Genomic DNA, 24327 nt, shown 5'->3' with positions numbered 1-24327 from the left:
GACAGGGATTATACGTTAAATCTGAAGTTGATAATATCACCATCAGCAACAACGTATTCCTTGCCTTCCATACGAACAAGACCTTTTTCCTTGGCAGCTGTCATAGAGCCGTTTGCCATAAGGTCGTCATAGCTGATAACCTCAGCCTTGATAAATCCACGCTCGAAGTCTGTGTGAATCTTACCAGCAGCCTGTGGAGCCTTTGTACCCTTCTTGATTGTCCATGCACGTGTCTCATCCTCTCCTGATGTAAGATAAGAGATAAGACCAAGCAATCTATAAGATGCAGTGATAAGCTTATCAAGACCTGACTCTGAAAGCCCCATAGCCTCTAAGAACTCCTGCTTCTCTTCCTCTGACTCAAGCTCTGAAATCTCCTGCTCAATCTGAGCTGAGATAACAAATACCTCTGAGCCTTCCTTTGCAGCGTACTCGCGAACTGCCTGTACGTTCTTATTGTTAGCGCCGTCATCTGCAAGATCCTCGTCCTCTACGTTTGCAGCGTAGATAACTGGCTTTGCTGTAAGAAGATTGTACTCCTTGAAGTAGTTCTCCTCATCCTCATCGTTAAGCTCGAAAGTCTTAGCCATGTTGCCAGCTTCCATATGATCAAGAAGACGCTTCTGCATAGCAGCTTCCTTCTGAAGTGTCTTATCCATACGAGCACTTCTCTCTGTCTTAGAGTAGCGACGCTCCATAACTTCCATGTCTGCAAAAAGAAGCTCAAGGTTGATAGTCTCAATATCTCTAAGTGAGTCGATGCTTCCATCAACGTGAACTACATTAGCATCCTCGAAGCAACGTACAACGTGAACGATTGCATCTACCTCACGGATGTTTGCAAGGAACTGGTTTCCAAGTCCCTCACCCTTTGAAGCACCCTTTACAAGACCTGCAATATCAACGAATTCAATTGTTGCAGGAACAGTCTTCTTTGAATTGTACATCTTTGTAAGTACATCTAGACGCTTATCTGGTACTGAAACGACACCTACGTTAGGGTCGATTGTAGCAAATGGGTAGTTTGCAGCAAGTGCTCCTGCCTTTGTAAGTGAATTAAAAAGTGTTGACTTACCAACGTTTGGAAGTCCGACGATTCCGAGTTTCATTTTCTATATATCTCCTTCTAAAAGTATTGATTTTACTGTGTTTTCAATATTTATGACACTTTTGGTCATAGCCTTCTGTATATTACCACATTTCTATTTATTTCTCTACCCTGGGTGTTTTTTTGTTTCGGGCAGTGCTGGCGGCATTTTTTTCTTTTGCACTGCCCGCTTCTCTTCTTTGGGGCAGTGCTACATTCATTTTTGCTTCTAGCACTGCCCATCTCTCTTCTCTCAGGCAGTGCTGCATTCATTTTTTGTTCTAGCACTGCCCATTTCTCTTCTCTCAGGCAGTGCTGCATTCATTTTTCTTCCTAGCACTGCTCATCTCTCTTCTCTCAGGCAGTGCGGCAAGCATTTTCTTCTCTAGTACTGCCTGTCCCTACAAAACTCTTCACAAAAAAAGCAGCTATCTTGCGATAACTGCTATGTAAGGTTCAGTATTCAATTAGAAAGAGGTCTACAAATTTGAAGTTATCTTCTGACACCATGTTCATCAAAAGTTTTCTTAAGAGCTCTTTCCACAAACACAATTGAACCCAATATAGCCACAAGCTGTATTCCTTCAACAATAAGTGTCATATATCCAATTGCATTTTCACTCGAATGTGAAAAAGGTATCTGAATAATAATTGTCGGAATTAATAATAGCAATCCGAGTTTAAGCCACAACTTACCGCAATAATCATGTGCAAACTTCCATGTATCCATATTTTTTCTGGACATAGTTGTTCTGTATCCAATAATTCCATTAATCTCTTTTGGCGGATATTTGGACATAAAGAATCCACATATCAGCATGACAATCGGAATTAATAAGTTACAGATAAACATCATAATATAAAACCACATATTTATTCTCCTTTGCCCAACAAATTCCAATTTGTCTCTGATAATAATTCGATTTTTATCAAATGATAATTCCTCTTTCATCACTCACATTCCTTAATATAATAAATGAATTCATTATCCCGACTCACTTCCACATATCCCAGCTTGGTATAAAAGGCGTTTGTTCTGACATTCCAAATGGGCGTATCTAATACAAATTCCTTTACATTTGAAAACATTGTCTCAATTTCCTGCATCATGTAGACTCCATAGCCTTTGCGATAATGCTCTGGGCTTACAAAGATCCTTCCAATGTTCAACTTGTCTTTTTCCAAAAATAGAATCGCACCGCCAACAATTAGTCCATTGTCCGTGAGCTTATACAAGTGATTTGTTCTGGCCATCTTTGTGTGATAAGAAACAGACATATATCCAGGTGGCCCACCAACTGAAGGTGCTCCAACCTGAACATCGCTATCAAAGGCTCTTTTAGATATTCCATTAAGTGTCAAAGCATCAGAAGTGCTTGCTTTTACAAATTGTAGGCTCATATCTTTACCCTCTTCTTTCTATACCCATCCATGCCGGATATCATCCCTATTATTCAGCTCGACAAACTGCCGATTTATCTTTCACAAAACTCAAATACTTTATTGTAAAAATCCTTATCCTCTTCAAACAATCCATGGCCCAAGCCTTCGAAGATAAGCATTTCACTGTGCTCAATTGCAGCCTTTAACTCATAAGGAGCATCATTTCCAACGGTATTGTCACTGTCGCCAGACATAATATATGTACTGCATTTTATTTTTGATAAAACTGGTCGTGCGTCGAAGTTTAATATCGCATATGCGTTTTTGCAAAACCTGTCGTAATTCTTAGGCTTTGTAAATCTGGCCAGAAGTGGTAGATACTTCTTGTTCTTTTCGTTGAATTCCTTCGTATAAACTTTCTCCGCAGTATCTAGCATTAACTCTGTATGCGTTGAACTCTTGGTCATTTCTATCCATTTTGTAACGACGCTTTTTATTGTTTCGTTGGCATATGGTGCAGTGACCACGAGAATCAATTTTTCAACTAGCTCAGGATGCTTTGCTGCCAGATATTGAGATATCATACCTCCCTGGGATACGCCCATGACAATTGCCCTATCTATCCCAAGATTCCTCATTACTATTGCCTGATCATCCGCCATGTCTTCTATGGAATATTCCTCAGGAATATCATTCTTCCTGCTGAACATGAAAACAGTGTAATCCTTGAAGAACCTTTTGTAGGAACCGGCTAAAAGCATGGCCTTTCCCTTTACCGTCCACAAACCATCCGACAATCCTGGCAAAACTACAAGATTCTTTTTCCCTTCTCCGAAAGCCACATAATACATGTCTGTATTACCAACCTTCACACATCCATTTTTCTGCATTTTTATATTCCCCCCATCGATTAGCCTACAATATAATACTTCATCAACTCATACTTAAGCATTGTGACTTCCTCAATATCATCTATCTCCTATTTTCTTAGATTATCTTCCTTCTCAAAGAAAGCCATCTTCAACTGCATATATTCTTCCTCAGTACAGACTTCTCTACACTTAGGCTCAAAAGATTTAGTGACCTGAAAACATTCTTTCATGTTATCACATGGGTATTCCTGACAATCTGCACATGTTTTGATTCCCTTATCTTCGCAACATTTCACCACATGATATCTGCACCAGTTTTCAGGCTTACATCCTGTACACGATATCTCTTCATTTGTCACAAGATGATCCCGATATCCAATCTTCATCCACAGCTCTGCCGTATGTCGTAGTTCTTCATTTGACTTTTCATATGGATGCGCCACATACCTTGGGCACGCAGCACAATCATTTCCACATGCAGCTATTATCTTCTCCATCTAAATTCCCCCCACAAACTGAAATTTATATAAGCGTATAACCTCTGAACCCGCGCACGGAATAGTACGAATCCGCCCCGTTATGGAATGTGAAAACCGTTCCGTAACGTCGTTCGCAGAACAATGCACCGCCCTTGTCGCGAATATCATCAGGCGTAGTAATCCAACTTGACGTTTTCAAATCAAATTCCCCGAGACTTTGCAATCGGCGATAGAGTTCTTCCGTCATGATCAAAACGCCGATTTCTTTTGCTTTCCATTCGGCGCTGCCTGACGGCGGGTTTTTAGCACGCCCCTGTAATGCCTTTTCGTCATAGCACAGGCTTCTGCGCCCAGAAGGGGACTCCTTTGCGCAGTCGCAGAAAATTAGCTTTCCCGTCTTTTCGTCATAGCCGATGGTATCCGGTTCTCCGCCGCTCTCCTCCATCCTTCTCAAAACATCTATGGAACCCGGATGCTCAAGCAAACGTTTCTCCACGTCAAGCCAACTCAGTTCCATATGAAGATTCTTATTATCCTGAAACCTCGCTTTTAATATTTCTAACATGATTTACCCCTCCAATCCCCCGATTTGGCATGCTTCAAGCAAGCTACAATTCTACAAACGTCGATTTGCCTACATCTTCAATAAATTCATGACCAATGTTGTCATGATATCTTTTTCTTCCGGATTTGATTCTGCAATCATAAGTGTAATAGCAACGAGAGCTCCATCGCTAATAACTTTTTGCCCATCGCCTAAATTCGACACCACGTGAAGACTTTACTCGATATCCAACGGAAATAATCATATCTAGACTATAATGTTCAATGCTTCTTTCAACTTCTCTATCACCTTCAAGTTGAACTGTCGCAAATTTTGCGACAGTTGAATTATCCAATTCTTCTTTCAAGGCATTATTAATATGCTTACCAATGGTTTTAACATCACGACCAAATAATTCAGCCATTTGCTGTCTATTAAGCCATACATTTTCTCCATCCACAGCTACATCAAGTCGAACTTCCTTATCTTCTGTTTCAAAAAGAACTATTTCATTATTATTTTGTTCTAATATACCTTTACTCATTATTCTACCTCAAGAACTTTTATCGGAAAAACCGACAGAAGTCTCGTCAAGCTCTCCTATCTTTTATTCTATCGTTTTACATCTAGAAACTCTACTTCGAATTGTCTTTCTCAACTACACTTAAATCCACGTAATCTTCACAATTCTCCGTCAACACCTCAGGGTCATATTCCTCTAGATAGTACTTTATGTAATCTGAAATACATGCCTGATATATTTCATAAAATGTCCTACATACTTTTTTTATATAAACCAAGCACTTTTGAATTTCCACAAAAGCTTAAAAGATAATCCAACATTAATCCCACATCATTTTCTGTTGAATCCAAATTATCACACAGTCTCTCTACAGGTCCAAGATATTCATAATATGCTTCTTTCTCTAACTCAGATAATGCTTGGGCTATATCAGTAATGTTGAAAACGGGCGTACTGCAATGTCCCTTAGACTTCTTATTTATTATTCAAAACTTATGGGAATTACTTTAGATGAGCTTGTTGGAAAATTAGAACCAGACTATCAAAAGTCAGCAACCGACAACGCTCTTTGGAATGCAATAAAAACACTTAATGATAATCAAAAAGAAAAGCTCTTGGCTACAATTAAAATATGGAAACAATAAAGAGCAGTTTATCTTTCGATAACTGCTCTATGTAACGTTCACCATTCAATTAGGGCGACAAGTTTGAAGTTATACCACTGTATATCCTTCAGCAGCCAATACGTTCAATGCACGCTCAAAATTTTCTTCTTTTACAAGAATATAATCTGTGTTATATGTCGATATTGCAAAGATTCCAATTTTGTGCTCTGCAAGAATACCTGAAAGTTTTGACAAAATTCCTATTAATGAAAAATCAAGAACTCCTTGAATGCAAAAACCTCGCCATCCATCATTTCGTTCCACCGTATTTATAGGAGTATCTTCTGTTTTTACAAACTAACGATACCTCTTCATCTGTCTTACCAATAAAATAAAAATCCGACTCTAAATTGATACTTGATACCTCAGTTACCTTACAGACTGTTAGTTTGCAATCTATTCTCTTCAGTTCCATCTATGTTCTCCCATACAAATTGGATTTGCTTATTTCTTTTTCTTTGGAGCAGGCAATTCATCAACCATAGAATTCAAAAGCATATTCAAGAAATCTTTGTTATCTATGTCATCAACCAAAAGCATTTCCTTGGCTCCCTCATAGGGTGTTTCATATTGAGCGTTAGGCATCATCTGTTTTGCAGATTTCGTTGGTTTAACAAGAAATCTATCATCATAGATTCCGCCAATAATCTTACCCTGATAATAAATGATATATTCCCCCATCATTGCCTTGTATGAAATTTCATCAAGTGATGATAGCTGGTCTAAAATGAATTCCAAATAATCTTTACTTGAAGACATTTAAAACCTCCTTCTCAACAAACTGGAATTATATTTCAAAACATGCTTTGACAATTGGCTCTATCGTGATTAAATCCACAAAATCCACCTGTTTATTATAGGTTTCTATCATTGCCCTTACTTCAGAAGTTTTCTTGTCTTCCGGCAGTGTTATAGCTTTTTTATAAAGCATTCCCATCATGGTTTTGTGCTTAAATCCTAGCTTTGAATAATCTATTCCACCTCTCAAATGGAAAATAGAAGCTTTATCATATACTTCTGTTGGCAGTTGATTCTTCATGCCCTTCTTTATAGTATCTGTATTCGTCTTGTCTGTTGGATCTGCAAGTCCCACAGTAGCAATTATTATCGTATGCCCATTGCTATCCTTCATACCTTTAAATGTCTTTTTCATCCCCAGTACTCCGCCAGCATATAATGCACCAACATAAATAATTGTATCGTATAAATTGACGTCTGCCACTTCCTCATATGATTTCAACTCAAATCCAAGACGATTTGATAATTCTTCAGCATATCGCTTTGCTGTACCATATTGAGAACCATATATTACTATATTCATATTATCTACTCCTCGAGAAATTTGAAGTTGTGCTATGAAAATTGTTCTTTAATCCATCTTACTCGACGATCAATGCATTTATGTAAAAGATCGCTATTTAGCACGTCTTCAAAGCCGTGACATGCCCCCTCTACTTCATAAAGCACTACATCAACATTTTCATTCTCTAAACGATTAGTAAATTCAATTCCTTCATCATGTAAGCAATCAAATTCAGCAACCTCAATATATGTATTAGGAAAACCCGCTAAAGATTCTGCTTCCATCGGCGACGCATACTTTATTTGCTCATTTGTATATTCCTTTAAATAAGCTTTCCAAAACATCTTATTTCGGCGAGAATCCCATACTGGCGTATCCGTATACTTTTCCATTGATGCCGTATTCATCCGCCTATCTAAAACTGGATAAATCAATAGATTGCCTTTAGGGCAAGGAACATTTCTATCCTTTGACATCAACGTTACTGCCACCGAGATATTTGCACCAGCACTATCCCCCGCCAATAGTATCTTATTTTTATTAATACCTAATGTATGAGCATTATTCAATACCCATTTGTATGTTTCAAAACAGTCCTCAATCGCAACTGGAAATTTATACTTTGGCAACAAACGATAATCAGCAAAAACCACCTTGCATCTAGCTTTTGACGCATACCATTTGGCTATTTGATAATGAGTTTTTGATGCTCTCAATAAAAAGCCTCCACCATGGTAAAAAATAATACAAGGTAATTCCTTCTCAGCATGCTTAGGTTCAATCAAAATAGTTTTTAACCTTGCACCATTATTTCCGTAAATATAATGGTCTGTTGCAAGAACATCATCATCTGATTTACATGCATACATCTGAAAGAAAACATTCACTAATGGATATAAATATATTTTAGATGGAGCTTTTTTCTTTCCCATTTTTGAAAGCTCCTTGTTTAAATTGTATTTCATAACATGTTCCCTACAAATCTCGATTTATCTCTGATTAAAACTTGCAAACACAGTCATGCACTCATCACAATATTGACCTTCCGCTTGCAATGAAAGTGTTATTGGTTCCTTCTTAATAAATTTGCCTTTATATTCCTCTGGATACCAGGTAACCTGTGTAAAAGCTAGCGTAAGACTTCCTGCACTCTTTGCCTCGACAAATCCTGTTCTCATTTCTTTTCCGCATTTAGGACAATTCATAACAATTCTTCCTCCAATCCACTATATAGCTTTATACATAGTAATTTCATCAAGGCTACTTCCATCATCAAGTATAAATGCGTTAGGAAGTCGTCCCCATTCTTCAAATCCCATTTTTTTATAGAGACCTTGAGCAGTTTTATTATCTGAAAGGACGCCTAGTTCTATATATTGATATCCAGCAGCTTCAGCAAATCTAATTGCACATTCCATAAGTATGGTTCCTAAGCCTTCACCATGATATTCTTTTCTAACAGCAAGACCTATACTACAACGGTGTTTAGTTTTTCTGCCCTTACCTACATTTTTAATAGCAATATTTCCAATTATTCTGTTTCCATCAAAAATGGAAATCATACCTTGGCGTTCATCCTCAAAAAGTCCTTTTAATCTTTCTCTTTCTGCTAGAATATCTTTCTCTGTTTGTCCTATCTCATTCCCATATCTAGACATAAAATGTGTATCATCTGATACTTGATGCATAAAATCAAGAAATTGTTCCGCATTATCAGGACCTATAGATACAATCTTTAATTCTTTGCCACTCTTACAAGTTATGTTTTCAGCGTCGAAATACATTATTGTCCCTCCTTAAACCGCTTTTATCTACTATATCGTTTTTCTGTGCATTAAGAAAGCCCTGTGGCTACATTTTTAATACCACAATAAGGCAATAGACCTTACATATCAATCTGGGCGAGTCCAGCAAGAAATACACACTTCAAAACAATAACAAAAAAGCAGTTACCTCTTTCGAGATAACCGCTCTTATTTATTCCTCCATACTTCCTTTAGCCCATTGATAAGCCCCAAAATCCCATTCTACTTTTTTATTCCTAAAACACACCATCTTATGAACGGTATGCAGCTAATAATCTCATACAGAAGGTATGAACCTGCAAATGCTGCTATTGCAACTAGCAGGTATACGATAACAGGTGCAAGGTCCGGACATAATGTATGCAGATACCATCCACTGACTGCTATCATCAGATAATGGAATAAATATAAGCCCCAGGATTTTTTGCACATCCACTTAGTGAAGGCATTCTCGAAATTGCCCCATTTTTTCATGAAGGCAAGTATGCCAATAGTTCCAAACCATGTGTAAACGTTGCACATGATTGTATCTAAGACAACGTGATCTGCATAAGGCTGACCTATGTATAAAATCACAAAGGCTACGCAGGATACAACTGCGAGAATACCTAATATCAGCCAGTTATTGCCAAGTCTATCCATCACGACATCATGTGACAGTACAAAATAGCCAATCAAAAAGCCCAGTCCGTAGATACCGAATCTGTACACCACTATCATCGGTGTATTAAGTATCTGGGCAGCTCCGTATACTGGGATGACAAGTAGCATGACTATCAGAAGATTGGCCTTTCCACAGATATTATAGAATCTGTCCTTTTCAATCTTTCTAATCAATACCAGAATCAGGCTGAATATCCAAAGCATCTGGATGTACCACAAAACGCCACAACCACTGACTGACATTATCAGAAAAAGAACCGGCTTTGGTACATTGCCCATAGTATCAAATGCACCGCTTATAAGCATGTTGTAATAGCCGAGAACCCAGCCGAAGACTAGAAGACCGATTGTGGAAGGCACAAGAAGTTTTCTTGTCCTTACTCTGATGAATTCTTTTTCTGTTCGTTTGCCCAGCTCGAAGCGAGCTGACATGCCCGATACCACAAAAAGCAAAAACATAAACCATGGATACACGATATACTGATATGTATCCTGTGGCTGATGTTCACTGAAGGGACCGATGATTCCATGGACAACTACGCCGTTGAATATGTAAATAACATGATATATGACAACTAGCACTACTGTTATCCAACGAACATTATCTAAGTATGTCTTTCTCATATTTTTACCACCTCTGTTAAATATTTTAACATTTTCCTTAATTATAAAAAAGTAAGCTCCGCCTGTCTATCAAGCGAAGCTTACATAATTATAGTCTTATTTGTTAAATTTAGTTGTGACCGGTACTATAATTTGTCACTTTCCTGCAAAATTGCCGAATTATAGTATTCTCTTAGCCTCTACCCTTTACGATCTGGTACATTGTTACTGCATCACCAGCCTTAGAAGAAGTTGTAAAGTAGATGCTGAAGCCATCCTTATAGAAATAGTTCATATAGTGCTCATCGCCATCATCGTACTCGCATAATGGCTCACCGTATGCTGCTCTTATATCGTCCTGTGTAGAAGCAATTGTGATGCCCTTGTTTGTCTTATAGCAGTCAGAATATACATCAAACTCTATAAGTTCCTTCTTACCATCAACTTCAGAATATGTAACCTTAAGAGTATCGAAAGTTGCTATCTTGTAATCACCTGAATCCTCTATATATGGATCACCCCAGTTATCTGTAAGAGTCTTGAATACTTCCTCAGCATCATCCATTAAAGAAACATTAATCTCATATACTTCGCTGGAAACAGATGTATCCTCACGAGGATTCTCTGATGCTAAACCGTCATCAACTTCACCGTCATCATCGCAATCTAAATCTACACCGCAGTCACTAGTTGTATTGTAGAAGTCATCATCTTTGCTCTTTCCACAAGCTACCATGGATAAGCCCATTACCATTGTCATAATCATTACTAAAAATCTCTTTTTCATCTCAAAATCTCCTTGCTATCTGTATTGGCTGTATTAAATGTAGTAATACAGTTATAACACTATGGACATTTTAAGTCAACACGAATTTTTCGATTGCCACAGCAACACCATCTTCATCATTTAATGGTGCGATGTAATCAGCCCATTCCTTAGTCTCATTCTGGGCATTTTCCATTGCAACAGCGAGACCTGCATATCTCATCATTGGGATGTCATTGAATCCATCACCGCATGCCATGAGATGTTTTCTCTCCACACCTATGCGATTCAAAAGAAGTTCAAGTGATGAAGCCTTCTCGATTCCTCGTGGGGTAATTTCAAGGAAAAATGGCTCAGAGAAGAACACCTCCACTTCACCCTTTAGTTTCTCATTAAGCTCAGCCTCTGCCTGTCTTAATACCTTATGCTCTCCCACCATTAAAAACTTTACAGGTGGATCCTGTGCAGCCACCTCGTTGAGATGGAAAACCTCTTTTACAGGGATGTTGTTAATCCTTGCTTCCAGCTGCACATACTCATGGTCAGCTTTTGTAGTAATGATTCCCTCAGCATCATAAGTAAGAGGTGTGACGCCAAATTTATGGGCAATCTGGACGATTGTATGATAATAGTCAGTAGGTACCGTCTCGCGACGAAGGACCTCGCCAGTCTTACAATCGATAATCATACCGCCGTTGTAGGCTAAGATATATCCACCTACATCCTCAAGATGCAGAGCATGAGCTATCTTCTTCACACCTGGAACTGGTCTGCCTGATGCAAGGACAATCTTTGCCCCAGCTTTTGCAGCCTTCATAATAGTTTCTTTATTACGTTTGCTAATTTCCTTTTTGCTATTTAAAAGTGTGCCATCTAAATCAAGGGCTATTACAGAATAATTCATACACTATTTCCTTCCATGATAAACTACTGAAAATCTAAGCCACATTTTACACCCCTAAACACAGGTAAAATTGTCCAAAAAAAGGAGCCTGCCTACAAGCAAGCTCCTACTATTTAACTTAATATAAAGAATTACTTTAGTAATCCAGCCATAACAAACACAAGTGGAGAGTTCCAGTAGATTGTAATCTCATTAAGAGAATAACAATCCACGTGATCCAGGTAGCACTTCATTGGTGCAGTATCCTTTGGAAGTGTCTGTGCCTGCTCATCCTGAAGACCTGTGTTTGGACCTCCAGAAACAAGTCCTGGCCATGGCTCTTCGATATCATCTACAGCCGTTGGGCGAAGATGTGGATTCTTGTATGCCTTCTCGCCATTTCCTGTAACGTAGCTTACATCCACGCTGTTGCAGCCAAGAAGATAATCCAGACCAGCTGTTATCGCATTTACGAATCTCTCCTCTGGCTTTAATGTGTTAGCAACAGTTAGAACCATCATATATTTCAAAAGCTCCATGTTGCTGCCCCAGATGAAGTTTTCCTTAAGCATACATAAGCCAAAGCCGTTTGTTTTAGCATTCTGGCAAAGTCTGTCTGCCTCGCTTAAGAAAGCATCCTTGGCAAATGCGCAAAGCTCACTGCCGTCGTCCTTTAAGATAAGTGACATTGAGCCAAGTCCTGCCACATCGCCCCAACCAAGGCATGTAAAAATATTGCCTGTGTATTCTTTGAAAGCATCACTCTTATCATATGCTTCGATAAGTGGCTTCTGCTTTAAAGCCTCGTCATAATATTTCTTCTCTCCAGTAGCCTCAAATAAAGCTGCTGCAGCCCAAAATCTATTTGAATTATCCTCGTTCTCTGGATATTCTCCAGTGTTAGACCCTTCAGCATTCTTGAATAATTTTGCCTCTGGATTGGCCTCAAGCCATGCATATGCTTTGATAGAACGCTCCATTAATAAATTCGCATATGCGGTATCGTATTTACGATAAATTGTATAAGCCAGTGCAAATACTGCAGCAATATCAGCTGTTGCAAGAGACGATACGCTGAATAAGAAAAGCTCTGACTTATCTTCCTCTGGCATGATAAATGGTGCATGACTAAAGGTAGTCACCTTGTGCCAAACGCTACCATTTTCGCGCTGCATCTTCATAAGGAAATCCAACTCCACCTTTGCCTCTGCAAGAATATTTGGAAGAACTCCCTTTTCGCACTTCTCCTCAGGAATCTCAAATTTCACATCAAGAAGATTGTCGAAAAATCTGACACCATATAAAAGATGTGCTAAGGCCACAGCACCTGCTGTAGAATAGCGACCATAATCTCCTGCATCATGCCAGCCACCACTTACATCTACAGGCTCCACTTCCTCACCATATACAGTAGCCTTTGAAAGATGGCAAGCCTCATGATAGTACTCTCCTGCATATTTCTTATCAAGGGCATCTCCACAACGAAGATAATAGAAGCACTTGCAAATATCGTGCATCAGCTTGTCATATACACTTTCTGTAATTTCAAAGCCAGCACTTGTAGCCCCACCAGCTACAACCTTAAGCTTCCCCTCTGAATCAGTTCCTTTGAAGTCGCTAAAGTCTGCAACAAAAGTGTCCTCTCCAGAAATATCATCTGTACCAAAATGGCTGGTCTTCCCCTCAAAAACGGTAGCCCCTGCTTCATCTACAAGCTTAAATTCTGGAGCATCAAAATTTAAAACCGCCTTCTTCGCCTCTTTTGGCATAAAACCAACCTGATTAACAAAAATCTTTTGCATTACTATTATTCCCCCTTAAACGTTTTCGTACCTATATTTACTATAAAAAATCCCGTCAGGTAATTCAATACCTGACGGGTTAAATAATAAGCGAAAAATTTAGTTTTTTATATAAAAATGAGGTATTTTTTATAAAAATCCTATGCTTTTGCCAATGCCTCAAGCATAGCAACTGCGCCATCTTCTGAAATCTCGCTGGAATCAATAATCAAATCGAAGTACTCGATAGAGCCCCATTTACCACCATTTACATGTGTGCTAAAGAATTTCTCACGCTTCTTATCGAACTTCTTCATTGTCTCATCGATTTTAGCTTCCTCAATCTTCTCTACATTCTTAGCACGATCACGGCGATATGAATCACGTGCTGTAATGAATACCTTAAGAATCTTTTTATCCTTAAGAATCTCGCTGGCGCCACGGCCTACAAAAATACAGCCTGGCTGCTCAGCTGCCTCTTTAATAATAGACACCTGAGTATTATAAATCTTCTCCTCCATGGAAGGATTATCTCCTGGAGCATTGAAGAATGTCTTAACAGGATTCTGCTCATCCATGCCTGAAACCACATCATAATCCAGCCCCATACGTTTACAGGTTTCAACTACTACACTGCGGTCGTACAAGCGATAATTCAATCGCTTTGCAAGCTGTTCAGCAATCTTGTGTCCACCACTACCGTAGGTACGTTCAATGGCAATATAGTCATACATAATGAGCCCCTCCTTAATTTGAATCAAATTTTCAATACATCAGTAACTGTTATTTCCCCATCTTTACCTAAAAATACTATATCATATCCGTGATATGCAAGCCTAAAATCTCGCTGCCGGCCACGGTCATACCCTGCTCTTGGATCCTGTCTCAAAACCTCCACTGCGGATTCTCTGATTTCCTCCGGAAGCTTTTCTAAAAGCTCCTGTGGAAAATCCACCTTTACCTGCGCTCCCTTTGACAGCTCATCTGTAAAGCCTCCCCTGGCATCGGGATGAGCATCTGCATAAGGAATATATGGCTTTATATCGTAAATCGGTGTGCCATCAAGCATATCCACACCCTTTACCACTAGCACCGGTCCGAACTCCTCAGTGCTGATCACCTCTATGAGCTCCACCGATGAAAGGCCGATATTGTTTGGCCTAAATGGTGCTCGGGTGGCAAAGACCCCCATATGCTTCTGGCCTCCCAGTCGAGGTGGGCGAACGGTACCTCCCTCTAAGGGCTTATTCTTGGAAAATCCCCAGATGAGCCACAGATAGTCGTAATCCGTGATGCCATCGATGAAAGTGGGATTTCTGAATTCTGGTTCGAAGATAATGTGGCCTATTTCACCAACTAATCCACTTTGTCTAGGTATACCAAACTTTTGTGTAAATCCTGTGTTTATATGTGCTATCTGATTTAAATTCATACTTTAATAATAAAAAATCCCTCCCCTTAATACAAGAGGAGGGAACATATTATTTTCCTTCGTATGTTACAACTGAAGCTACATCATACTTTGCAAGCTTCTCGCGTCCATTGAGACCAGCAAGCTCCATAAGGAATACAACCTTGGCGATTTCGCCACCAAGCTCCTCGATAAGCTCGCAAGCTGCCTCGATAGTGCCGCCTGTAGCGATAAGATCATCAACTACAACAACCTTCTGTCCTGGCTTAACTGAATCCTTATGCATCTCGATTGTAGCTGAACCGTACTCGAGATCATAAGATTTTTCAACTGTCTCACATGGGAGTTTACCCTTCTTGCGGATGAGCACAAATGGCTTGCCCATAGCGTATGCAAGTGGAGCGCCGAAGATGAATCCACGGCTCTCAGCTCCTGCTATAACGTCAAAATCAACTCCATCAAGAAGCTTCTTCATCTCATCGATGGCGAGCTTGAAGCCCTCAGCGTCCTGAAGAACTGTTGTGACATCTCTAAACATAATACCTGGTTCTGGAAAATCCGGAATAGTTCTTACGTAGTCTTCTACTTTTTTCATTTAAAAACTCCTTCTAGTGCCTTTTACCCTAATTTTTCCCCTCTGGAATGATAAATACACAGTCGTATAAAAAGATATTATCCTTATCAATTATATAAGTTTAATATAATTTTTGCAAATTAAAATCGGGGTCCCGAAGGACCCCAATTTTGTGGATAGTACTGAAAGTACTCTATTGCGTTTGGCCACGCTAATTACTGAAGTAATGAAAGAACACCCTGAGTTGCCTGATTTGCCTGTGCGAGCATTGACTGGCCTGCCTGAGCAAGAATATTGTTCTTGCTGTATGTAACCATTTCTGCTGCCATATCTGTATCACGAATTCGAGATTCAGAAGCTTCTGTGTTCTCAACTACGTTATCAAGGTTTGCGATAGAATGCTCTAATCTGTTTTGAATAGCACCAAGACCAGATCTCTGTGCTGATACCTTTGCAAGGGCATCTGAAATACAGTCAATCGCATATGTTGCTGCCTTACCGGTTGCATCACCTACGTTAAGTCCCTGAAGACCAAGTGCTGTAGCTGTCATAGATTCAATTGTTACACCAATCTTGTTTGTCATGTCAGCATCAGAACCAACATGAAGATTGAATGACAAGCTCTTCTGAACTACTGCAGTACCCTTCTTCATTACGAACTCAACCTTCTTCAGGTTGTCGCCTGTAACCATAGTTGGCTTCATACCGTTAACTGCCTTCTTTGCATCAGTGTCGTTTGGATCTGTTTTTGATGAATCATAGAACTTATCATTATCAAATCTAGCCTCTGGTAAATCAATGATTGCATCGCAACCGATTGATGAAGCTGCTCTAAGTTCGTTAGACATAAGCTGATATGCCTTTGCTGCTGTAACAAGTGTAGCATCTTTTGCATCTACACCGTCCTTAGGGTCTGTGCCATCTGCTGTACTGAAAAGTTTTGCAACCTTTCCATTGTACTCGATTGTAGAACCCTGGCTGGCAAACTTATTAAGCTGTGAAGCTGTAACCTCTGATGTATCAGCGTTTGTCTTTGCTGCGATTGTGAATGACTTTCCGTCAATCTTTACTACTTCACCATGTTTCAATGCGTCTTTTGATGTGCCAACTACTGTTAATGCATTAGCCAACTGGCTGGCAACTGAATCTGCTGCACCTTCATCTGCCTGAACACCAATTGTGTATTTAACGCCACCGATTGTGACTGTATCACCCATTGCAAGGGCATTGATTGTAAATGTGGCTGTTGTGGTATTCTGTGTGATTGTACCTGCAAGACCAGCATCATGAGCTGCGATTACCTGAGTCTTAGTGCCGTAATCCCCCTTGAGAAGATAGGTCTCGTTGAACTTTGTCGTTTCAGCGACACGGTCGATTTCTGTTGTTAACTGAAGGATTTCATCCTGAATAGATGAACGGTCAGATTCAGAGTTTGTACCGTTTGCTGCCTGGACTGCCAACTCATTCATTCTCTGTAACATAGAGTGCACTTCTGTGAGGGCACCTTCGGCGGTCTGTACTGCTGAGATACCGTCAGATGCGTTGGTTGACGCCTGGTCAAGACCTCTGATTTGTTTACGCATCTTTTCAGAAATTGAAAGACCTGCTGCATCATCTGCTGCACGGTTGATTCTAAAACCTGATGAAAGTTTCTCAGTAGACTTAGACTGAGCATTTGTTGTTATTCCTAACATTCTTGAAGCATTAGCTGCCTGCATATTGTGTTGTACTACCATAATTTCTACCTCCTTGTAGATACTCTTTTGATTCCATTCATAAGAGATGCGACGAACGCATAACAAAATTTTAAAAGTTTCGATGATATGGAATGCTACATACTTTAGGCTGCATCCGTATCTATATAACAAGAGGTGTGACCAACCACCCCAGGTTACCAAGAGAAGAAATTATGTAGTATAGCCTTATTCAGTTTTAAAGCTACGATTGATGAATATTAATTCATCTACTTTTTTTATCGGAAGTGTGAAAAAAAACTTTAGTCCACACATCAAAAAAGGAACTCCCCTTTCGAGGAGTTCCCAATTTGCTAGTTAGGAACTAGTCTGCGCGAAACAATTATTTTGGATAAATCCTAAGCTATGCTTAAGACTTTCATGTATTTATTATCCAAGAATTGATAATACGCCCTGTGTAGCCTGGTTAGCCTGAGCAAGCATTGCCTGACCAGCCTGCTGGAGGATGTTATTCTTGCTGTAGTTAACCATCTCTTCTGCCATATCTGTATCACGGATACGAGATTCAGAAGCATTTGTATTCTCAACTACGTTATCTACGTTAGCGATTGTATGCTCTAATCTGTTCTGGATAGCACCGAGTGAAGATCTCTGTGCAGATACCTTAGCAACAGCGTCTGCGATAGCATCGATAGCGTATGTAGCTGCTTTACCTGTAGCATCAGCAACGTTAAGTCCCTGGATACCAAGTGAAGCTGAGCTCATATCTTCGATTGTAACACCAATCTTGTTTGTCATATCAGCATCTGAACCAACATGAAGATTGAATGAAAGGTCATTCTGTACTTCTGCTGTGCCCTTTTCAATCTTGAACTCTACCTTAAGATCTGCTGCACCACCACCAGGTCTAACTACTGTTGGCTTCTGTGCATTTACAGTACTTTCAGAAGCATCAGGGTCATTTACAGTAATGCCTCCATTGTTGTATTTTGCTGTTACCTCATGAATAACCTCGTCTGCACCAATTGAAGATGCTGTGCGAAGCTCATTAGCGATAAGCTGATAAGCCTTGTTTGCTGTAATAAGTGTTGCATCTGCATCGTCAACACCATCACCTGCTGGGCCATATTGTTCTAATGTGCTGAATAACTTAACAGACTTACCGTTGTACTCAATTGTTGAGCCCTGGCTAGCAAACTTTCCAAGATCAGCCTGTGCTACTTCTGATGTATCAGCATTAGTTGTTCCAGCAATAGTAAATGACTTTCCGTCAATCTTAATTACTTCGCCATCTTTAAGATCTGTAGCCTTTAATACTGTAAGAGCATTATCAAGCTGATCCTTTGCTGTTGCACCTGAAACACCGATTGTGTACTTTGTACCACCGATTGTGTAGGTATCGCCCATTGCAAGAGCGCCCATTGTGAATGTAGCTGTTGTTGTGTTCTGAGTAAGAGTTCCTGCAAGACCTGCATCATGAGCTGCAATCTGGATTTTTTTCTTTCCATAATCGCCCTTAAGTAAGTAAGTCTCATTGAACTTTGTTGTCTCAGCAACACGGTCGATTTCTGTTGTAAGCTGATTAATTTCGTCCTGGATAGAAGAACGATCAGACTCACTGTTAGTACCGTTAGCTGCCTGTACTGCAAGCTCGTTCATTCTCTGAAGCATTGAGTGAACTTCTGTTAAAGCACCTTCAGCTGTCTGTACAGCTGATACACCGTCAGATGCGTTTGTAGATGCCTGATCAAGACCTCTGATCTGCTTACGCATTTTCTCAGAAATTGAAAGACCAGCTGCATCATCTGCTGCACGGTTAATCTTGTAACCAGAAGCTAACTTCTCAGTTGACTTAGACTGCTGTCCGGCTGTAATGCCGAGCATTCTTGAAGCGTTACTTGCCTGCATGTTGTGTTGTACTACCATAAATTCTACCTCCTTGTAGATACTTCCTGGATTCCTTTCCGGGAAGATGTGCTATGCACATATTGTTAACAAATTACATTTATATCCAAAACAGTACTCGCGCGGCATACTGTATGAATATCCCTTGTAAGCTTTTTCTGAATGTAATGATAGAAAAAGCTTGCCCAAAACTGCCATTGAGCTTTAGCTCAATCTACAATGCAGTTTTTCATTGTTATCTAGTAATGTTAGTACAAGTTTTTCAAGTTGCATATTTAGTTGTAAAGCGAGATTGGAAAATAAATTTGATTACTTTCGATCCATAACATCCTTGTCCTGTTTCGAACTCATTTGAAATTGGATTATTATTTTTCGAAGGTAAAGAATTCCTTTTCTTTCACCTTACATATGCTTTATCGGATGAGTTGATTTAAAACTTAACCCCTTTTTAAAATTTTTTTTATAGATTAATTTTTAACACCTCATCCGGCCTTTCAGGCCACCTTCCCCTCAAGGGGAAGGCTTCCTTGCCTGACACCTTATATATCGGATGTGGTGTTATAAACTTAACCCCTATTTTAAAAATTTTTAAAAAAATATTTACTGCTATAGAAAAGGGGCCTCTTCCAATTGGAAGAAGCCCCTATAATTAAGTACTATTATCTAGTCGCACGATAAAATTGGTTAATAGTTACTCAAGTTTGCTTTCATTACCCTAAGATAGAAAGTACTCCCTGTGTAGACTGGTTAGCCTGAGCAAGCATAGCCTGGCCTGCCTGCTGAAGAATATTGTTCTTGCTGTAGTTAACCATCTCTTCAGCCATATCTGTATCACGGATACGTGACTCAGAAGCATTTGTATTCTCAACTACGTTATCAACGTTAGCGATTGTGTGCTCAAGTCTGTTCTGGATAGCACCAAGAGAAGATCTCTGTGCAGATACCTTAGAAACAGCATCAGCGATAGCATCGATAGCGTATGTTGCAGCCTTACCAGAAGCATCAGCTACATTAAGACCCTTGATACCAAGAGCTGTAGAATCCATAGCATTGATTGTAACACCAATCTTGTTTGTCATATCAGCATCAGAACCAACATGAAGATTGAATGTAAGGTCATTCTGAACCTCAGCCTTACCTTTCGTAAGTGTAAACTTAACATCATCAGTACCAATAACTTGTGTTGCTTCACCTGCTGCTGTCTTAGAAGCACCAATTGTAGAAGCTGCCTGAAGTTCTGCAGCTACCATATTGTATGCCTGCTTTGCTGTTACAAGATTCTTGTTGTTAATATCAACTGCTGCAGTTGTATCAGTATATGATGCAGGATTATGTGATGCATCCTTAGCAAATACTGATACAGACTTGCCGTTGTACTGGATTGTAGAACCATGACCAGCACGTGTTTCAATATCATCAAGATTTAACTTAGATTCTTCAGCTGATGAATCATCAGATGTAAGTTCATATGACTTACCATCAATGATAATAGAACCCTTGCTATCTGCATCTAATTCTAATGTTGATACTGCCTCTGCAACTGTCTTGGCACCGATTTCATACTTTGTTCCACCGATAGTCATGCTATCACCAACGCCAAGCTTACTCATTGTAAATGTAGCCTTCTCTGTGTTCTGTGTAAGTACACCTTCAAGACCGGCATCATGAGCATCAATCATCATTGTCTTCTTTCCATTAGAACCCTTAAGAAGATATGTCTCATTGAACTTTGTAGACTCAGCTACACGATCGATTTCTGTTGTAAGCTGATTAATTTCATCCTGGATTGAAGAACGATCTGTCTCACTGTTTGTTCCGTTAGAAGCCTGAACTGCAAGCTCATTCATTCTCTGAAGCATTGAGTGAACTTCTGTTAATGCACCTTCAGCTGTCTGTACTGCTGATACACCATCTGATGCATTTGTAGATGCCTGTGAAAGACCTCTGATCTGCTTACGCATCTTCTCAGAAATTGAAAGACCAGCTGCATCATCTGCTGCACGGTTAATCTTATAACCAGATGCTAACTTCTCTGTTGACTTAGCCTGGCTACCAGAAGTTACGTTAAGAACTCTTGCTGCATTTAAAGCCTGCATATTGTGTTGTACTACCATAATCTCTACCTCCTTGTAGATACCTGTCCGAGAATCCATTCCCGGTTGATGTGCCTAACACATCAGTTAATTACCTCTCATTAACACCTAAATCTGAATCTCCAAAAAGACTTAAATGTTAATACCTAACCAACAGTACTCGTGCGGTATACTGTTTTGTTGTTGCGTTATAAAAATTTAACGCACAGAAATCTCTCCTCGTTTCTGTAACCTTATAATAGCACCTTTTTTTGTAATTAACAGACTTTTCACGAATTGTTCATAATTTGCCTGTTAACTTTCCTCTAAAAATAACGACAAAACGCGGTTTTGTTATATTTAAATTACCATTTTTATTTCAAACGTTACTATATAACAAAAGAGCTTCCTTCTGGAAGCTCTTTTCTAACGATTATATTCTCTCTTATATATATTTAATATCTACGGATAAAGCTCAACAACCTCAGCAAATCTTGGTAGTGACAACTCCACTAAACCACGTCCTGCAATAGAGACAACCCCCTTTTTTAACAAACGTTCCTTGTATCTAGGGAAGCTTGTGTTGGATATTTGTAATTTCTCACATATGTCAGATACGCTAGTAACTCCTGTTCCAATTACTCTGACTAATTCTCTATCCTTCTCAGACAACCCTTCCCAAATTTTCTTATATACAAAGTCATCCAGCAGATCATCAAACTTTGATAATATTTCATCCCATTGCAAAGTATCATTATATTCATAGTAAAGCATTCCTAATGCTTGAAAAGCAAAAGCATAGCCTTTTGTAATTAATGCCATTTTATGCGCATCTTCTGTTTCTAATTTAAAAATTGCTTTATACTGCTTTGTAATCTGTGGAATGCTAAGTGGCTCCATATTAATCTTTGGAGTTCTAAGCAAAAATGTGAGTGCTGGATCATTTTGGATGGCATAAATATTTTCATATAATCCAGTCATCAATAAATATATAGGATAATCCTTTCTTATGAATATCTGAAATTGACTGGCAAAGAATTTCATATTCTCACTTGGCATTGCTTCATCTATTGTGATAAGGACCTTTTTATTTTTCTTTTTTAAAGAAGATAATATGCTATCTATTATTCCAACATTGTCCTGAGTCTGTCCTGTGCCATTTACTCCAACTCCAAAACCTGCAACTGAAACACTGAATCCTGATTTTAATAAATTAGGAATTTTATTACACTCACCATATAATCGTTGAGCAAAATCTGTAATCAAATCCTGTGTTGAATTTAAATCAACAACAACCCATTCTTCCCTTTCTGAAAAGATATTTGCAATGGTAGTCATCAACACAGTTTTTCCACTCCCCCTAACACCTTCAATAAGATATGCCTGACTAATAGGATTATCAGCCTCAAAAGTGCTAACAATAGTATCTGTATTTTCATATCTGGATATATACTCTCCTGGCTGCTTACCAAAAGTTAATGTAAACGGATTGTTTTTCTTCATAAATCAGTACCTCACTCTATGTGATCATTATCATGTTATACATATTTTATCATAATCTATCATAATTTGCATATTTTATCATAAACTATCATAATTCATCATAATTTGCATATTTTATCATAAACCACCACAAAAAATAAAAAGCCTCAGCCTTAGCTGAAGCTTTTATCTCTAACGGTCTTTACCATATATGTATGTTGCAAAGTAGATTACGCTTGCGATGAGTACAATCATTGGCCCGGTGGCCATATCTGTAAAATAAGATACAAATAATCCTGCCACGCCAGAGAAAATACTGAATATCATAGAAAAGTAAGTATACTCTCTAAAATTCTCAGAGATATTTCTGCTGCTGGCTGCTGGAAGGATAAGCAATGCATTAATAAGAAGGATTCCAACCCACTTAATGCTAAGCATAACTAGAAGTGCTATAAGTACCGCAAAAGCATCCTCCATTACTCGCACCTGCATGCTTCGGCTCTTTGCTAATGTAGCGTGTATGCTTATGGCTGTCAGTCTGTTGATGCTGACAAACCAGAAAATCAAAATCACTGCAAAAAGTACTATAAGCTGAATAATCTCTGTAACGGTGATTGATAGTATATCACCTACAAGTATTGCTGAGTAATTGCTAAAACTGCCCCCTCTTGAAAGGATTGCAAGACCAAGGGCTGTGGCGCAGCTGGCGAATACTGAGATAAGTGTATCCGATGAGCTAAGCCCCTTTCTACTTATATAATTAAGAAGAAGTGCGAAGCAAACACCAAAGATAATCATGGACACTGTGGTGTTGGCTATGCCCATGATGACACCTGCTGCGATACCAGTAAGTGCTGAATGTCCAAGTGCATCACTGAAATATGCCATACGCTTTTGTACAATCATAGTACCTACCATACCAAACAATGGAGAAATAAGCAGGATAGCTATTGTAGCTCTAATCATGAAGGCGTAGCTAAACATTTCGTTAAACATTTGCATTCACCTCCACTTCTCCTGTTGCTCCCTTGCCAAATACATTCTTGAATGCGTCTGTCTCGTACACAAGCTTTGGACGTCCTGCGGCTGCCACTGTCTTATCTATCAATATGACATTGTCTGCATACTTATATACATAATCAAGGTCATGACTTACAAGGATAATTGCAAGATCATGTGTCTCCTTCAGATACTTCATCTTTTCATAGAAGGCATCCATACCATTCTTATCGATACCTGAAACTGGTTCATCTAATAATAGAAGGTTTGGGGTATCATGAACTGCCATGGCAAGAAGCACTCTCTGTAGCTGTCCACCTGAAAGTGTACCTACAGGCTGGTCGATAAGCTCTGCCACATCAAATTCTGCCAAGGCTTCCCGGACATGCTCATGCTCTTTCTTACTGCTTAATAATATAGGCAGCTTTCCTGTAAATGACTGGAACAAATCATACACACTAAGAGGTGTAGTCCTGTCTATATTTACAGTCTGTGGAACATAGCCAATCTTAAGGCTTGGCATGTTGTTATTCATTTTATTTTTAAATTGGATTTCCCCTGTGTAAGGTACCTCACCTAAGATAGCTCGCACAAGTGTGGACTTACCAGCTCCATTTCTACCGACAATAGCCGTCATCTGCCCGCAGTGCACATGCAAATTAATATTGTCTAATACCTGCTGGTCACCAAATGTAACGCCCAGGTTTATGAACTTTATACAGTGAAATCCACATGGAATAATTTTCTTCATCTAATATCCTAGTCCGTCAGTTACAGCTACAAGCCTGAGTGTCTTTTCTCTCGACTAACATGTCTCGTTCAAAGACCTCAGA

Annotated in this window: 26 protein-coding genes and 1 pseudogene; 1 reads left to right on the top strand and 26 read right to left on the bottom strand. The window is 39.2% G+C overall.

The genetic code is table 11. The features are described 5' to 3' along the window. Positions 1-8: 8 nt before the first annotated feature. From ychF to BUA88_RS00765, 7 genes are all read right to left on the bottom strand, one after another. Positions 9-1109, bottom strand: coding sequence for a redox-regulated ATPase YchF (gene ychF, locus BUA88_RS00800; protein ID WP_072911057.1), 1101 nt, complete (start codon positions 1107-1109; stop codon positions 9-11). 471 nt (positions 1110-1580) lie between these two features. After that, entirely contained in the window at positions 1581-2039 is a 459-nt protein-coding gene (locus tag BUA88_RS00790; RefSeq protein ID WP_330390145.1) for an SdpI family protein, read from the bottom strand. Further along, positions 2039-2488, bottom strand: a complete 450-nt coding sequence (locus BUA88_RS00785; RefSeq protein ID WP_072911051.1) for a GNAT family N-acetyltransferase — start codon at positions 2486-2488, stop codon at positions 2039-2041. The genes BUA88_RS00790 and BUA88_RS00785 overlap by 1 nt, the downstream gene beginning before the upstream one ends. Before the next feature lie 74 nt (positions 2489-2562). Next, positions 2563-3360 carry an alpha/beta fold hydrolase gene (locus BUA88_RS00780; RefSeq protein WP_072911048.1) on the bottom strand — a complete coding sequence of 266 codons (798 nt, stop codon included), beginning with the start codon at positions 3358-3360 and terminating at the stop codon, positions 2563-2565. 89 nt (positions 3361-3449) lie between these two features. After that, positions 3450-3839: a DUF3795 domain-containing protein gene (locus tag BUA88_RS00775; protein WP_072911045.1), complete on the bottom strand. Its 390-nt coding sequence runs from the start codon at positions 3837-3839 to the stop codon at positions 3450-3452. A gap of 25 nt (positions 3840-3864) precedes the next feature. Continuing rightward, the gene (locus BUA88_RS00770; protein WP_072911043.1) at positions 3865-4386 is read right to left on the bottom strand and encodes a DUF4256 domain-containing protein; all 522 of its coding nucleotides are present in this window, start codon (positions 4384-4386) and stop codon (positions 3865-3867) included. 169 nt (positions 4387-4555) lie between these two features. Next, positions 4556-4909, bottom strand: coding sequence for a virulence RhuM family protein (locus BUA88_RS00765; protein WP_072911041.1), 354 nt, complete (start codon positions 4907-4909; stop codon positions 4556-4558). A gap of 437 nt (positions 4910-5346) precedes the next feature. On the opposite strand from BUA88_RS00765, the gene BUA88_RS00760 reads away from it, so the two are divergent. Beyond that, positions 5347-5532: a hypothetical protein gene (locus BUA88_RS00760; protein WP_330390144.1), complete on the top strand. Its 186-nt coding sequence runs from the start codon at positions 5347-5349 to the stop codon at positions 5530-5532. Between the two features lie 69 nt (positions 5533-5601). On the opposite strand, the pseudogene BUA88_RS16685 reads toward BUA88_RS00760, so the two are convergent. The 19 genes and pseudogenes from BUA88_RS16685 to BUA88_RS00665 form a co-directional block, all read right to left on the bottom strand. Beyond that, positions 5602-5968, bottom strand: a pseudogene (locus BUA88_RS16685) (ACT domain-containing protein). A gap of 29 nt (positions 5969-5997) precedes the next feature. Further along, the gene (locus BUA88_RS00750; RefSeq protein ID WP_072911028.1) at positions 5998-6312 is read right to left on the bottom strand and encodes a TfoX/Sxy family protein; all 315 of its coding nucleotides are present in this window, start codon (positions 6310-6312) and stop codon (positions 5998-6000) included. A 28-nt stretch (positions 6313-6340) separates the two neighbouring features. Continuing rightward, on the bottom strand, positions 6341-6874 hold the full coding sequence (locus BUA88_RS00745; protein WP_072911026.1) for a flavodoxin domain-containing protein: 534 nt from the start codon (positions 6872-6874) through the stop codon (positions 6341-6343). 32 nt (positions 6875-6906) lie between these two features. Then, a complete protein-coding gene (locus tag BUA88_RS00740) occupies positions 6907-7788 on the bottom strand; it encodes an alpha/beta hydrolase (protein ID WP_159430869.1) in 882 nt (293 codons plus the stop codon). A gap of 57 nt (positions 7789-7845) precedes the next feature. After that, complete coding sequence (locus tag BUA88_RS00735; protein ID WP_072911020.1) at positions 7846-8061, bottom strand: PF20097 family protein; 216 nt, start codon at positions 8059-8061, stop codon at positions 7846-7848. A 21-nt stretch (positions 8062-8082) separates the two neighbouring features. Next, on the bottom strand, positions 8083-8640 hold the full coding sequence (locus BUA88_RS00730; protein ID WP_072911017.1) for a GNAT family N-acetyltransferase: 558 nt from the start codon (positions 8638-8640) through the stop codon (positions 8083-8085). A 243-nt stretch (positions 8641-8883) separates the two neighbouring features. Further along, positions 8884-9948, bottom strand: coding sequence for an acyltransferase family protein (locus BUA88_RS00725; protein ID WP_072911014.1), 1065 nt, complete (start codon positions 9946-9948; stop codon positions 8884-8886). A 172-nt stretch (positions 9949-10120) separates the two neighbouring features. Further along, entirely contained in the window at positions 10121-10714 is a 594-nt protein-coding gene (locus BUA88_RS00720; protein WP_072911013.1) for a hypothetical protein, read from the bottom strand. A 70-nt stretch (positions 10715-10784) separates the two neighbouring features. Then, on the bottom strand, positions 10785-11597 hold the full coding sequence (locus tag BUA88_RS00715) for a Cof-type HAD-IIB family hydrolase (RefSeq protein ID WP_072911010.1): 813 nt from the start codon (positions 11595-11597) through the stop codon (positions 10785-10787). A 131-nt stretch (positions 11598-11728) separates the two neighbouring features. Further along, positions 11729-13378, bottom strand: a complete 1650-nt coding sequence (locus tag BUA88_RS00710; RefSeq protein ID WP_072911007.1) for a glycoside hydrolase family 9 protein — start codon at positions 13376-13378, stop codon at positions 11729-11731. 140 nt (positions 13379-13518) lie between these two features. Then, entirely contained in the window at positions 13519-14091 is a 573-nt protein-coding gene (locus BUA88_RS00705) for a cytidylate kinase-like family protein (RefSeq protein ID WP_072911005.1), read from the bottom strand. A gap of 23 nt (positions 14092-14114) precedes the next feature. Next, complete coding sequence (gene tsaA / locus BUA88_RS00700) at positions 14115-14789, bottom strand: tRNA (N6-threonylcarbamoyladenosine(37)-N6)-methyltransferase TrmO (protein WP_072911002.1); 675 nt, start codon at positions 14787-14789, stop codon at positions 14115-14117. A gap of 49 nt (positions 14790-14838) precedes the next feature. Next, positions 14839-15363, bottom strand: coding sequence for an adenine phosphoribosyltransferase (locus tag BUA88_RS00695; protein WP_028246389.1), 525 nt, complete (start codon positions 15361-15363; stop codon positions 14839-14841). Positions 15364-15557: 194 nt separating this feature from the next. Beyond that, complete coding sequence (locus BUA88_RS00690) at positions 15558-17078, bottom strand: flagellin N-terminal helical domain-containing protein (RefSeq protein ID WP_072911000.1); 1521 nt, start codon at positions 17076-17078, stop codon at positions 15558-15560. A gap of 387 nt (positions 17079-17465) precedes the next feature. After that, on the bottom strand, positions 17466-18962 hold the full coding sequence (locus BUA88_RS00685) for a flagellin N-terminal helical domain-containing protein (RefSeq protein ID WP_072910998.1): 1497 nt from the start codon (positions 18960-18962) through the stop codon (positions 17466-17468). 689 nt (positions 18963-19651) lie between these two features. Next, complete coding sequence (locus BUA88_RS00680) at positions 19652-21055, bottom strand: flagellin N-terminal helical domain-containing protein (RefSeq protein ID WP_072910995.1); 1404 nt, start codon at positions 21053-21055, stop codon at positions 19652-19654. Positions 21056-21475: 420 nt separating this feature from the next. Then, complete coding sequence (locus tag BUA88_RS00675; RefSeq protein WP_072910992.1) at positions 21476-22516, bottom strand: hypothetical protein; 1041 nt, start codon at positions 22514-22516, stop codon at positions 21476-21478. Positions 22517-22687: 171 nt separating this feature from the next. After that, positions 22688-23491 carry a metal ABC transporter permease gene (locus BUA88_RS00670; RefSeq protein WP_072910989.1) on the bottom strand — a complete coding sequence of 268 codons (804 nt, stop codon included), beginning with the start codon at positions 23489-23491 and terminating at the stop codon, positions 22688-22690. Continuing rightward, entirely contained in the window at positions 23484-24245 is a 762-nt protein-coding gene (locus BUA88_RS00665; RefSeq protein WP_072910986.1) for a metal ABC transporter ATP-binding protein, read from the bottom strand. The genes BUA88_RS00670 and BUA88_RS00665 overlap by 8 nt, the downstream gene beginning before the upstream one ends. Between the last annotated feature and the right edge of the window lie 82 nt (positions 24246-24327).

The organism is Pseudobutyrivibrio xylanivorans DSM 14809, assembly GCF_900141825.1.
Classification (GTDB): domain Bacteria; phylum Bacillota; class Clostridia; order Lachnospirales; family Lachnospiraceae; genus Pseudobutyrivibrio; species Pseudobutyrivibrio xylanivorans.
This window is presented reverse-complemented; position numbering and strand designations above follow the sequence as displayed.

Excerpts from the sequence above, each read along its gene's own strand:
- ychF (WP_072911057.1), bottom strand. The coding sequence starts at position 1,109 with ATGAAACTCGGAATCGTCGGACTTCCAAACGTTGGTAAGTCAACACTT.
- BUA88_RS00790 (WP_330390145.1), bottom strand. The coding sequence starts at position 2,039 with ATGAAAGAGGAATTATCATTTGATAAAAATCGAATTATTATCAGAGAC.
- BUA88_RS00785 (WP_072911051.1), bottom strand. The coding sequence starts at position 2,488 with ATGAGCCTACAATTTGTAAAAGCAAGCACTTCTGATGCTTTGACACTT.
- BUA88_RS00780 (WP_072911048.1), bottom strand. The coding sequence starts at position 3,360 with ATGCAGAAAAATGGATGTGTGAAGGTTGGTAATACAGACATGTATTAT.
- BUA88_RS00775 (WP_072911045.1), bottom strand. The coding sequence starts at position 3,839 with ATGGAGAAGATAATAGCTGCATGTGGAAATGATTGTGCTGCGTGCCCA.
- BUA88_RS00770 (WP_072911043.1), bottom strand. The coding sequence starts at position 4,386 with ATGTTAGAAATATTAAAAGCGAGGTTTCAGGATAATAAGAATCTTCAT.
- BUA88_RS00765 (WP_072911041.1), bottom strand. The coding sequence starts at position 4,909 with ATGAGTAAAGGTATATTAGAACAAAATAATAATGAAATAGTTCTTTTT.
- BUA88_RS00760 (WP_330390144.1), top strand. The coding sequence starts at position 5,347 with ATGTCCCTTAGACTTCTTATTTATTATTCAAAACTTATGGGAATTACT.
- BUA88_RS00750 (WP_072911028.1), bottom strand. The coding sequence starts at position 6,312 with ATGTCTTCAAGTAAAGATTATTTGGAATTCATTTTAGACCAGCTATCA.
- BUA88_RS00745 (WP_072911026.1), bottom strand. The coding sequence starts at position 6,874 with ATGAATATAGTAATATATGGTTCTCAATATGGTACAGCAAAGCGATAT.
- BUA88_RS00740 (WP_159430869.1), bottom strand. The coding sequence starts at position 7,788 with ATGGGAAAGAAAAAAGCTCCATCTAAAATATATTTATATCCATTAGTG.
- BUA88_RS00735 (WP_072911020.1), bottom strand. The coding sequence starts at position 8,061 with ATGAATTGTCCTAAATGCGGAAAAGAAATGAGAACAGGATTTGTCGAG.
- BUA88_RS00730 (WP_072911017.1), bottom strand. The coding sequence starts at position 8,640 with ATGTATTTCGACGCTGAAAACATAACTTGTAAGAGTGGCAAAGAATTA.
- BUA88_RS00725 (WP_072911014.1), bottom strand. The coding sequence starts at position 9,948 with ATGAGAAAGACATACTTAGATAATGTTCGTTGGATAACAGTAGTGCTA.
- BUA88_RS00720 (WP_072911013.1), bottom strand. The coding sequence starts at position 10,714 with ATGAAAAAGAGATTTTTAGTAATGATTATGACAATGGTAATGGGCTTA.
- BUA88_RS00715 (WP_072911010.1), bottom strand. The coding sequence starts at position 11,597 with ATGAATTATTCTGTAATAGCCCTTGATTTAGATGGCACACTTTTAAAT.
- BUA88_RS00710 (WP_072911007.1), bottom strand. The coding sequence starts at position 13,378 with ATGCAAAAGATTTTTGTTAATCAGGTTGGTTTTATGCCAAAAGAGGCG.
- BUA88_RS00705 (WP_072911005.1), bottom strand. The coding sequence starts at position 14,091 with ATGTATGACTATATTGCCATTGAACGTACCTACGGTAGTGGTGGACAC.
- tsaA (WP_072911002.1), bottom strand. The coding sequence starts at position 14,789 with ATGAATTTAAATCAGATAGCACATATAAACACAGGATTTACACAAAAG.
- BUA88_RS00695 (WP_028246389.1), bottom strand. The coding sequence starts at position 15,363 with ATGAAAAAAGTAGAAGACTACGTAAGAACTATTCCGGATTTTCCAGAA.
- BUA88_RS00690 (WP_072911000.1), bottom strand. The coding sequence starts at position 17,078 with ATGGTAGTACAACACAATATGCAGGCAGCTAATGCTTCAAGAATGTTA.
- BUA88_RS00685 (WP_072910998.1), bottom strand. The coding sequence starts at position 18,962 with ATGGTAGTACAACACAACATGCAGGCAAGTAACGCTTCAAGAATGCTC.
- BUA88_RS00680 (WP_072910995.1), bottom strand. The coding sequence starts at position 21,055 with ATGGTAGTACAACACAATATGCAGGCTTTAAATGCAGCAAGAGTTCTT.
- BUA88_RS00675 (WP_072910992.1), bottom strand. The coding sequence starts at position 22,516 with ATGAAGAAAAACAATCCGTTTACATTAACTTTTGGTAAGCAGCCAGGA.
- BUA88_RS00670 (WP_072910989.1), bottom strand. The coding sequence starts at position 23,491 with ATGTTTAACGAAATGTTTAGCTACGCCTTCATGATTAGAGCTACAATA.
- BUA88_RS00665 (WP_072910986.1), bottom strand. The coding sequence starts at position 24,245 with ATGAAGAAAATTATTCCATGTGGATTTCACTGTATAAAGTTCATAAAC.